The following is a 2,774-nucleotide window of genomic DNA, read 5'->3' as shown; positions in this document are numbered from 1 at the left end:
ATTGTGTGTTGCCGGTTCGCCGACAAGTTCGATGGCGTCGTAGCCGTAGCGGGCGACGCGGTCGATTCCCTTGGCGATTTCTTCCTGGTAGTAGACGATGGCGTTGTAGGAATACTTGAAGCGGGACACTTTTTCTCTCCTTGAATGAAATTGGTTGGTGCTGCCGGGCCAGCGGTGGGAGTCGGCCCGGCAGTTTTAGAGCTTGCGGGCTCTAGCCTTTGAAGATGTTGCCCCAGAGTTTGGGGTCATCGACGTTCTCTTTAGTGATGAGCTTGGTGTCGGTCAGCTGCATCTTCGGCACCTGTTTCCCGTCCAGCAGGTCTACTTCGGCCTGCAGGGCCAGGGCCCCCATTTCGAAGGGGTTCTGGTCCATCGTGGCGTCTTGGACGCCCTTGCGGATCCGGTCCAGGGCGAGCGGGGTGCCGTCGACTCCGACCAGGGGGATGTGGCCTTCGGCTCCGACCGGGGCGGCCTTGTTGATCTGCGAGAGGCCGGAGGTGATCCCCCGGACCATTTCGTCGTTGTGGCTGAACAGCCCGCTGATGCTTGAATCCGAGGTGAAGTTATCCACGGTGAGGGACAGGGCATTGTCAGCCGTCCACTGCGCATCGCGGGAGACGACCTTGATGTCGGGGAACTGCTTAATGCCCTCGGTGAAGCCCTTGCCGCGCAGAATCGCGTGGTAGGCGCCCTTGGCTCCCTGGTATTCAAGGACGGTTCCCTTGTTTCCCATTAGCTTGGCCAGTGCTTCGGCGCCCAGTTTTCCGGCTTTTTCGTTGTCGAACGCGACCGCAGCATCGGCAAGGTCGCCGGGGATCACGGAGTCGACGGTGGTGACGGTCTTTCCGGCATCGTGGATCATCTGGACCCCGGGGACGAGTTCGGCGGAGTTGTTCGGACTCAGGACTATACCGTCCACGCCTTGGGCGAGCTGGTCCTGAATCTGGCTGATCTGGGTGCTGGAATCGCCCTTGGCATCCAGCACGGTAACTTCCACTCCCAGTTCTTTCGCTTTGTCTTTGACGCCCTGTCCGAGGGCGACCATGAATTCAAAACTCTGGCTGTAGAGAAGGACAGCGATTTTCTTGGTCTTGGCTTCGCCGCTTCCTTGCTGGGCGGGAGCGGGTGCCCCGCAGCCGCTGAGGGCGATGGTAGCGGCGGAGATTGCCGCGAGGACCATCAGTTTCGGTGAGGTCTTCATTGACTTACTCTTTCTGTTCATGATTCCACGGGTGCTTTTGAAGGCCGCCGGGGCCGCCGGGGCTGTAGAACGGGTGCTGTTAGGCCGGGGTTCCGGCGGATTGGTCTTTTCCAGGACCCGTGGCTGAGCTGCTCGCGTCCTTCGGATCTACCGCCGGCGGAGGGCCGATCTTGCGTTTCCGTGACAGATTCTTTTGGACGTACTTGTAGCGGTAAACGTCGAGGGCGGCGGCTGCGAAGATCACCACGCCTTGGACGATCCTGTCGTAGGAGGAGGGGATTCCCAGAAGGTTGACGGCGTTGGAGACCATGGCGATCAGCAGCACCCCCAGCAGGGTGCCCTTGATGTTTCCCTGGCCGCCGAAGAGGCTGGTGCCGCCGATGACAACGGCAGCGATGACGGTCAGTTCGATCCCGTCGCCGGCGCGAGGGCTTCCGGAGGCCAGGCGGCCGGTGAGCAGGAGTCCGGCCATTCCCGCCGAGAGGCCGGCGATGATGTAAGCGTTCATCGTGACCCGGTCGACACGGATACCTGCCAGCAGTGCCGCTTCCTTGTTACCGCCCACGGCGTAGATGGAGCGACCGTAGGTCGTGCGCGTCAGCGCCAGATGGGCCAGGAAGGCCAGGACCAAGACGGCGGGGATGAGCAGCGGAATGCCGGCGATTTTCGCGCTGACCATGTCGGTCAGCACTTTCGGCACGGGTGTGATGTTGCCGCCGTCGGAGTAGGCGAAGGCGATCCCCGACCCGGCGGAGAGTGTTGCCAGCGTCGCGATCAGTGGGGATATGCCCAGCTTTGTGACCATCAGACCGTTGACGGCTCCCACGCCCGCACCGACTACGAGCCCGGTCAGCAGACCAATGGCCGGGGGCATGTTCATGTTGACGACAACTCCCATGGACAGCACGGACGCCAGGGCAGCCGTCGAGCCTACCGAGACGTCGATGCCGCCGGTAAGAATCACGAAGGTCATGCCGATGGCGAACACACCGAGGATGGTGCACTGGTAGAGCAGGTTTACCAGGTTCAGCGGTGTCAGAAATACCGGGCTGAGGAATGTCAGCAATACACCGAAGAGCAGGACGACGACGAGCAGGCCCTGCGCGCCGATGAAGTCGCCGACGCCGGAAAGCCTTGACCGGGACTCGTCCCCGGATTTGCCGGGGCCAGCCTTCCCGGTAACCTGGCCGGCGGTGCCGGTGGTTGTTTGTGGCTGCATGGTTGTTTCTCCAGTCATTTCGACACTTCCTCGGGTCGGAAGTGCTAGTTGCTGCCGAAGAGTTCGGCGTTGGTTTTCAGGGGAATGGGTGCCCCGTCCTGGCGGGCGGAGTCGGCGGTGGCCATGACGAGCTGAAGGCTGTGAATGTTGTCGGTGACGTCCGTTTCGGCCTTCTGACCGGTTTCGATGGCTTCGCGGAACGCCGCGAGCGTCCCCAGGCGTTCCTCGACCGGCAGTGGATCCAGGTCGACATGCATGACGCCGGAGCGTTCCACCGCGCCGGCGAGGAACACGGTGTCGAACAGTGAGGCGAAGTTGATCGTGACCTCGTTGTTCTTCCAGGTGATGGCGCCC

2 protein-coding genes and 1 pseudogene are annotated in these 2,774 nt (G+C 62.0%); all 3 read right to left on the bottom strand.

What is annotated here, in order from left to right:
* Window positions 1-211: 211 nt before the first annotated feature.
* Entirely contained in the window at window positions 212-1,201 is a 990-nt protein-coding gene (locus AC6CH3_RS23255) for a sugar ABC transporter substrate-binding protein (protein WP_498134684.1), read from the bottom strand.
* Window positions 1,202-1,280: 79 nt separating this feature from the next.
* Window positions 1,281-2,438, bottom strand: coding sequence for an ABC transporter permease (locus AC6CH3_RS23250; RefSeq protein ID WP_498134683.1), 1,158 nt, complete (start codon window positions 2,436-2,438; stop codon window positions 1,281-1,283).
* Window positions 2,439-2,464: 26 nt separating this feature from the next.
* A pseudogene (locus AC6CH3_RS23245) lies at window positions 2,465-2,774 on the bottom strand (Gfo/Idh/MocA family protein); the annotation flags it as partial.

This window comes from Arthrobacter sp. GQ119 (genome assembly GCF_059759125.1).
Note: the sequence above shows the minus strand (reverse complement) of the source record. Positions and strands in the feature narration are given on the sequence as shown.

Excerpts from the sequence above, each read along its gene's own strand:
- AC6CH3_RS23255 (WP_498134684.1), bottom strand. The coding sequence starts at position 1,201 with ATGAAGACCTCACCGAAACTGATGGTCCTCGCGGCAATCTCCGCCGCT.
- AC6CH3_RS23250 (WP_498134683.1), bottom strand. The coding sequence starts at position 2,438 with ATGACTGGAGAAACAACCATGCAGCCACAAACAACCACCGGCACCGCC.